The organism is Pseudomonas sp. (genome assembly GCF_037994325.1).
Classification (GTDB): Bacteria; Pseudomonadota; Gammaproteobacteria; order Pseudomonadales; family Pseudomonadaceae; genus Aquipseudomonas.
Genome location: NZ_JBBNAH010000077.1, coordinates 1 through 6,608, shown reverse-complemented (window position 1 = coordinate 6,608; position 6,608 = coordinate 1). Strand labels below are relative to the sequence as shown.

Annotated in this window: 9 protein-coding genes; all 9 read left to right on the top strand. The window is 57.9% G+C overall.

Annotated features, from left to right (window positions below; all coding sequences use genetic code 11):
- Positions 1 to 227 (top strand): flagellar basal body-associated FliL family protein (locus AAAB16_RS02540; protein WP_340661919.1); only part of this gene is annotated, 227 nt, incomplete at its 5' end.
- A 24-nt stretch (positions 228 to 251) separates the two neighbouring features.
- Positions 252 to 1,217: a flagellar motor switch protein FliM gene (fliM, locus tag AAAB16_RS02535; RefSeq protein WP_110618448.1), complete on the top strand. Its 966-nt coding sequence runs from the start codon at positions 252 to 254 to the stop codon at positions 1,215 to 1,217.
- A 53-nt stretch (positions 1,218 to 1,270) separates the two neighbouring features.
- Positions 1,271 to 1,732 (top strand): flagellar motor switch protein FliN, encoded by a 462-nt coding sequence (gene fliN, locus AAAB16_RS02530; protein ID WP_110618447.1) that lies wholly within the window; start codon positions 1,271 to 1,273, stop codon positions 1,730 to 1,732.
- Positions 1,733 to 1,735: 3 nt separating this feature from the next.
- The gene (fliO, locus tag AAAB16_RS02525; protein ID WP_340661918.1) at positions 1,736 to 2,185 is read left to right on the top strand and encodes a flagellar biosynthetic protein FliO; all 450 of its coding nucleotides are present in this window, start codon (positions 1,736 to 1,738) and stop codon (positions 2,183 to 2,185) included.
- A complete protein-coding gene (gene fliP, locus AAAB16_RS02520; protein ID WP_340661917.1) occupies positions 2,185 to 2,937 on the top strand; it encodes a flagellar type III secretion system pore protein FliP in 753 nt (250 codons plus the stop codon). Before fliO ends, fliP begins: the two co-directional genes overlap by 1 nt.
- A gap of 27 nt (positions 2,938 to 2,964) precedes the next feature.
- Complete coding sequence (fliQ, locus tag AAAB16_RS02515; protein WP_110618444.1) at positions 2,965 to 3,234, top strand: flagellar biosynthesis protein FliQ; 270 nt, start codon at positions 2,965 to 2,967, stop codon at positions 3,232 to 3,234.
- A 3-nt stretch (positions 3,235 to 3,237) separates the two neighbouring features.
- Positions 3,238 to 4,014 (top strand): flagellar biosynthetic protein FliR, encoded by a 777-nt coding sequence (fliR, locus tag AAAB16_RS02510; RefSeq protein WP_340661916.1) that lies wholly within the window; start codon positions 3,238 to 3,240, stop codon positions 4,012 to 4,014.
- 3 nt (positions 4,015 to 4,017) lie between these two features.
- Positions 4,018 to 5,154, top strand: a complete 1,137-nt coding sequence (gene flhB, locus AAAB16_RS02505; protein WP_340661915.1) for a flagellar biosynthesis protein FlhB — start codon at positions 4,018 to 4,020, stop codon at positions 5,152 to 5,154.
- A gap of 155 nt (positions 5,155 to 5,309) precedes the next feature.
- Positions 5,310 to 6,608 (top strand): FHIPEP family type III secretion protein (locus AAAB16_RS02500; RefSeq protein ID WP_340661914.1); only part of this gene is annotated, 1,299 nt, incomplete at its 3' end.

Here is a 6,608-nt window from a genome sequence, read left to right as displayed (position 1 = left end):
TGGCGCGTGATCAGGCCAAGCTGGATGCCCTCAAGGCACATATGCCGGTGTTGCGTAATAACCTGGTGTTGCTGTTTTCCGGGCAGACCTTTGAAAACCTGGCGACCCCGGTAGGCAAAGAAATGCTGCGCCAGTTGGCCACCGCCAGCGTGCAGGAGTTGGCCAAGAAAGAAGTCGGCGACACCACCGTCGAGCAAGTCCTGTTTACTAACATCGTTCTTCAATAGTCGCCCTTCGATAGGAAGTTGCAGATGGCCGTCCAAGACCTGTTGTCCCAGGATGAAATCGATGCCCTGTTACATGGCGTTGATGACGGCGCGGTGGAAACCGAAGACGCCGCCATCCCCGGCAGCGTCAAAAGTTATGACCTGTCCAGCCAGGACCGCATCGTGCGCGGGCGCATGCCCACCCTGGAAATGATCAACGAGCGCTTTGCGCGTTACACCCGTATCAGCATGTTCAACCTCTTGCGCCGCTCCGCTGACGTGGCGGTGGGTGGCGTGCAGGTCATGAAGTTCGGCGAATACGTGCACTCCCTTTACGTGCCCACCAGCCTTAACCTGGTGAAGATGAAACCGCTGCGCGGCACCGGCTTGTTTATTCTCGACGCCAAGCTGGTGTTCAAGCTGGTGGATAACTTCTTTGGTGGCGACGGCCGTCACGCCAAGATTGAAGGCCGCGAATTTACCCCGACCGAATTGCGCGTGGTGCGCATGGTGCTTGACCAAGCCTTTATTGACCTCAAAGAAGCCTGGCATGCGGTGCTGGATGTGAACTTCGAGTATATGAACTCGGAAGTGAACCCGGCCCTGGCCAACATCGTCAGCCCCAGCGAAGTGGTGGTGGTCTCCACCTTCCATATCGAGCTCGACGGCGGTGGCGGCGATCTGCACGTGACCATGCCGTATTCGATGATCGAGCCAATCCGCGACATGCTCGACGCTGGCTTCCAATCCGATGTCGATGACCAGGACGAGCGTTGGGTCAAAGCCCTGCGCGAAGACATCCTCGACGTTAGCGTGCCCTTGGCCGCCACTATCGCCCGTCGCCAGCTCAAGCTGCGCGACATCTTGCATATGCAGCCGGGCGATGTGATTCCGGTGGATATGCCCGAAGAAATGATTATGCGTGCCAGCGGTGTACCGGCTTTTAAGGTCAAGCTCGGCGCGCACAAAGGCAACCTGGCTTTCCAGGTGCTGGAACCGATTGAACGCTAAGAAGCACGGCCTCTCAGCTCCCCATTAGCACGACCGCGTAAGGCGAGGAACACATGGCAGACGAAGAAGAAACCTCCCCCGAGGAGCAGGCACTGGCCGATGAGTGGGCTGCGGCACTCTCCGAGGCTGGCGATGCAAATCAGGATGACATTGACGCGATGCTCAACCAGAGCGCCGCTGCACCTTCTGCGCCGCGCGCCCCGATGGAAGAGTTTGGCAGCTCGCCCAAGTCCAATATGCCGGTGAGCATGGAAGGTCCGAACCTGGATGTGATTCTGGATATTCCCGTGTCCATTTCCATGGAAGTGGGTAACACCGAAATCACCATTCGCAACCTGCTGCAGCTAAACCAAGGCTCGGTGATTGAACTGGATCGCCTGGCCGGTGAACCGCTGGATGTATTGGTTAACGGCACCTTGATCGCCCATGGCGAAGTGGTGGTGGTTAACGAGAAGTTCGGCATTCGCCTGACTGACGTGATCAGCCCAAGCGAACGTATCAAGAAGCTGCGCTAAGCCATGAGCACACTTATCTGGCGACCTGTCGGCGCCGCGTTGCTAGCGCTGCTGCCACTCATGGCGCAGGCCGCCGAACCCGGCAAAACCATTGCCACGCCAATGGCTGAGGGCAGTATGGGCGGCCAGTTGGTGCAAGTGCTGCTCGGCTTGTTGTTGGTGATCGGCATGATCTTCGTGCTGGCCTGGTTAATGCGCCGCGTGCAGCAGATAGGCCCGCGTAGCGGCCAGGTTATCAAGCTGGTGGCCAGCCAGGCGTTGGGCCCGCGCGATCGGCTATTGCTGGTGCAGGTGGGTAATGAGCAGATTCTGTTGGGCCTCAGTGCCGGGCGCATTACCCCGCTGCATACGCTAAAGGAGCCGGTGCATTTGCCTGAGGCCGAAGCGGCAGCACCGGAGTTTGCTCAGCGCCTGATGGAGCTGTTGGGCAAGGATCAGAAGGACAAGCCTTGATGAGTGTGTTGCGCCTTCTGTTGGCGATTGGTTTGAGCCTGGCGGCGCCGCTGGTGCTGGCGGCCGACCCGTTGACCATGCCGGCTATTACTATGACCACCAACCCGGCAGGGCAGCAGGAGTATTCAGTAAGCCTGCAAATTCTGCTGTTGATGACCGCGCTGACCTTTATTCCCGCGTTCGTCATGTTGATGACCAGCTTCACCCGCATCATCATCGTGTTTTCCATTCTGCGTCAGGCCCTGGGCCTGCAGCAGACACCGTCCAACCAGATCCTTACCGGCATGGCGCTGTTTTTGACCATGTTTATCATGGCGCCGGTGTTCGACCAGGTGAACCGCGACGCCTTGCAGCCTTACTTGAACGAGCAGATAACCGCGCCAGATGCCATCGCCAAGGCGGAGGTGCCGATCAAGAATTTTATGCTGGCGCAGACGCGCTCATCGGACCTTGAGCTGTTTGTAAAACTGTCGAAACGGACCGATATCGCCAGCCCGGAGCAGGCGCCGCTGACTATTCTGGTGCCGGCGTTTGTGACCTCGGAGCTGAAAACCGCGTTCCAGATCGGCTTTATGATCTTTATTCCGTTCCTGATCATCGACCTGGTAGTCGCCAGTATCCTTATGGCCATGGGCATGATGATGCTCTCGCCACTGATCATTTCCTTGCCGTTCAAGATCATGCTGTTTGTGTTGATCGACGGCTGGGCCCTCATCATCGGCACCTTGGCCAGCAGCTTTGGCGGCACATAGACGCCGACCCGGGCCAGGAGAACGCACATGACCCCAGAAGTAGCCGTAGACCTGTTTCGTGAAGCGCTGTGGCTTACCGCCGTGATGGTGGCGATCCTGGTGGTGCCGAGCCTGGTGGTGGGCTTGATCGTTGCCATGTTTCAGGCGGCCACGCAGATCAACGAACAAACCTTGAGCTTTCTGCCGCGCTTGCTGGTGATGTTGGTGACCTTGATCTGGGCGGGCCCGTGGCTGATCCGCTCGTTTATGGAATACATCACCAACCTTTACACCAACATTCCGTTCTTGATCGGCTAAGCCATGTTTGAGCTGAGCAGCGCGCAAATCGGTGGCTGGGTGGGTAGCTTTCTGCTGCCGTTCTTCCGTATCGCCGGTTTATTGATGACCATGCCCATCATCGGTACCCAGTTGGTGCCGATGCGCGTGCGACTCTACCTGGCCTTGGCCTTTACCTTGGTGCTGTTCCCCAGCTTGCCGCCAGCGCCGCAGATCGACGCGCTAAATCTGGCTACGGTGCTGATGATCGCTAAGGAAATATTGGTCGGGGTCATGCTGGGGTTTGTCTTGCAGCTGTTTTTCCATGCCTTTGTGGTGGGCGGGCAAATTCTCGCCACGCAGATGGGCTTTGGCTTTGCCTCGATGGTCGACCCTACCAATGGCGTTTCCGTGGCGGTGATCGGGCAGTTCTTCACCATGTTGGTGACCTTGCTGTTTTTGGCCATGAACGGGCACTTGGTGGTGTTTGAAATCATGGCCGAAAGCTTTGTGACGCTACCGGTCGGCACCGGCCTGACCACCAACCATTATTGGAATGTCGCTACCGGGCTAGGCTGGGTATTGGCGGCCGGTTTATTGCTGGTGCTTCCTGCCATTACTGCGCTACTGGTGGTGAACATTGCCTTCGGCGTAATGACCCGCGCGGCGCCGCAGTTGAACATTTTCTCCATCGGCTTTCCGCTGACCCTGGTGATGGGTTTTGTGATCATTTGGATCAGCCTGTCGGACTTTCTTTCTCACTATCAACTGATGGTCACCGATTGTCTTCAGTTGCTACGCGAATTGGTGGGAGCCAAGTAAGCCATGGCCGAGAACGAGAATGGCGCGGAGAAGTCAGAAGAGCCCACGGACAAGCGACGCAAGGAGTCGCGAGAAAAGGGTCAGATCGCACGCTCACGCGAACTGAATACCTTTGCCGTTCTGGTGGCAGGCGTTGGTGGGTTGATGAGCTATGGCGGCGCGATTGGCGACGCCATGATCAGCATCATGAAAGACAACTTCACCCTTAGTCGCGAACTGCTGATGAACAACGGCAGCATGGCGCTGCAGTTTGAAAACGCTATTTACGTAGCGTTATTGGCGTTGTTTCCGCTGTTTATCGTGCTGCTGGTGGCGTCGATTGTTGGCCCAATTGCTCTCGGCGGCTGGTTGTTTTCGCCGCAGTCGATGGCACCCAATTTCGGTCGGCTCAATCCCTTGCCCGGCATCAAGCGCATGTTCTCGGCCAAGGCCGGACTGGAGCTGCTCAAGGCGCTGGCCAAGTTTGCCTTGGTGCTGATTATCGCCATGGTGGTGTTAAAGGCCGATACCCGCGACCTGTTGGCCTTGGCCAACGAGCCGCTGGAGTCGGCAATCATGCACAGCATTCAGGTGGTCGCGCGCAGCGCCATGTGGATGGCCTGGGGGCTGATCCTGATTGCGGCGGTGGATGTGCCGTTCCAGCTCTGGGACAACCGGCAAAAAATGCTGATGACCAAGCAGGAAGTGCGCGACGAGTACAAAGACAGCGAAGGCAAGCCGGAGGTCAAACAGCGCATTCGCCAAATGCAACGCGAAATGGCCGAGCGACGCATGATGGCGGCCGTTCCGCAGGCCGACGTGGTGATTACCAACCCGACCCACTTTGCCGTAGCGCTTAAGTACGACCCGCAGTCGGGTGGGGCGCCGGTGTTGCTGGCCAAGGGCGGCGACTTCATCGCCTTGAAGATTCGTGAGATCGCTAACGAGCACAAGGTAATGGTGCTGGAGTCGCCCGGTTTGGCACGGGCGATTTACCACTCCACCGAGCTGGACCGTGAGATTCCTGCTGGCCTGTATCTGGCCGTGGCGCAGGTTCTGGCCTACGTCTACCAACTGCGCCAATTCCGTTCTGGCAAAGGCAAACGGCCGGAGCCGCTCAAAGACCTACCTATCCCGCCAGATCTACGTCGCGACGAGTAGTCTTCGATGTAGGTTGGGCCGGCCCGTATTGGGCTTCGCCCAACCTACGCCGCTCGACGAAACCTTTCCCGCATTCAAGAAGTTGGACGACTTCTTGCAAAAGCCCCGCTATCGACGCGTTTGCGTCAAAAGTTTGAACGGCGAGGAAAGGGCTTGTGGCATTAGATCGCACACAACTGGTAGGCAACGTACGCAGCAACCTGTCGGGCCTGCGCGACGGCAACTTGGGCATTCCCTTGATGCTGTTGGTCATGCTGGCAATGGTGATGCTGCCGATCCCGCCGTTCCTGCTGGACGTGCTGTTTACTTTTAGCTTGGCCTTGGCCATCGTCGTCTTGCTGGTGGCGATTTACGCCCTGCGGCCGTTGGATTTCGCGGTATTCCCGACCATTCTGCTGGCCGCCACTTTGCTGCGTCTGGCGCTGAACGTGGCGTCCACGCGGGTAGTTCTGCTCCATGGTCAGGATGGCCACGACGCGGCCGGTAAAGTGATTCAGGCCTTCGGTGAGGTGGTGATCGGCGGCAACTACGTGGTCGGTATCGTGGTGTTTGCGATCTTGATGATCATCAACTTCGTGGTGGTCACCAAGGGTGCCGGGCGTATCTCCGAAGTGAGTGCGCGCTTCACCCTTGACGCCATGCCCGGCAAGCAAATGGCGATTGACGCCGACCTTAATGCCGGCCTGATCGATCAGATCGAAGCCAAGAAACGTCGCGTTGAAGTGGCTCAGGAAGCGGACTTCTACGGTTCCATGGACGGTGCCAGTAAGTTCGTTCGTGGTGACGCCGTCGCCGGCCTGCTGATTCTGTTTATCAACCTGATCGGTGGTATGGCCATCGGTATTCTCCAGCACGACCTCAGCTTTGGTGACGCCGGTCGTATCTACACCTTGCTGACCATCGGTGACGGTTTGGTGGCGCAGATTCCTTCGCTGCTTCTGTCTACCGCTGCGGCCATTATGGTGACGCGGGTTTCCACCTCGGAAGATATGGGTGCTCAGGTTACTCGGCAAATGTTCGCTTCACCGCGTGCCTTGGCTGTGGCCGCCGCGTTGATCATTGTGATGGGCCTGGTGCCCGGTATGCCGCATTTCTCCTTTATCAGCCTGGGTCTGGTGGCCGCTGCTGGCGCCTACTGGATCGCCAACAAACAGCGCAAAGTCAAAGTCGCGGAAGTAGCGGAAGTGCAGCGTCAGCAAGAACTGCTGCCAGCCCAACGCGCGCAGGAAGTCAAAGAACTCGGTTGGGATGATGTGACACCAGTGGATATGGTCGGCCTGGAAGTGGGCTACCGCTTGATTCCCTTGGTGGACCGTAACCAGGGTGGGCAACTGCTCGCGCGAATCAAAGGCGTGCGCAAAAAGCTCTCCCAGGAGATGGGCTTTTTGATGCCGTCGGTGCATATCCGCGACAACCTCGACTTGGCGCCCAACGCCTATCGCTTAACGTTGATG

Coding starts and splice junctions, on each gene's coding strand:
- fliM (WP_110618448.1), top strand. CDS start 252: ATGGCCGTCCAAGACCTGTTGTCCCAGGATGAAATCGATGCCCTGTTA.
- fliN (WP_110618447.1), top strand. CDS start 1,271: ATGGCAGACGAAGAAGAAACCTCCCCCGAGGAGCAGGCACTGGCCGAT.
- fliO (WP_340661918.1), top strand. CDS start 1,736: ATGAGCACACTTATCTGGCGACCTGTCGGCGCCGCGTTGCTAGCGCTG.
- fliP (WP_340661917.1), top strand. CDS start 2,185: ATGAGTGTGTTGCGCCTTCTGTTGGCGATTGGTTTGAGCCTGGCGGCG.
- fliQ (WP_110618444.1), top strand. CDS start 2,965: ATGACCCCAGAAGTAGCCGTAGACCTGTTTCGTGAAGCGCTGTGGCTT.
- fliR (WP_340661916.1), top strand. CDS start 3,238: ATGTTTGAGCTGAGCAGCGCGCAAATCGGTGGCTGGGTGGGTAGCTTT.
- flhB (WP_340661915.1), top strand. CDS start 4,018: ATGGCCGAGAACGAGAATGGCGCGGAGAAGTCAGAAGAGCCCACGGAC.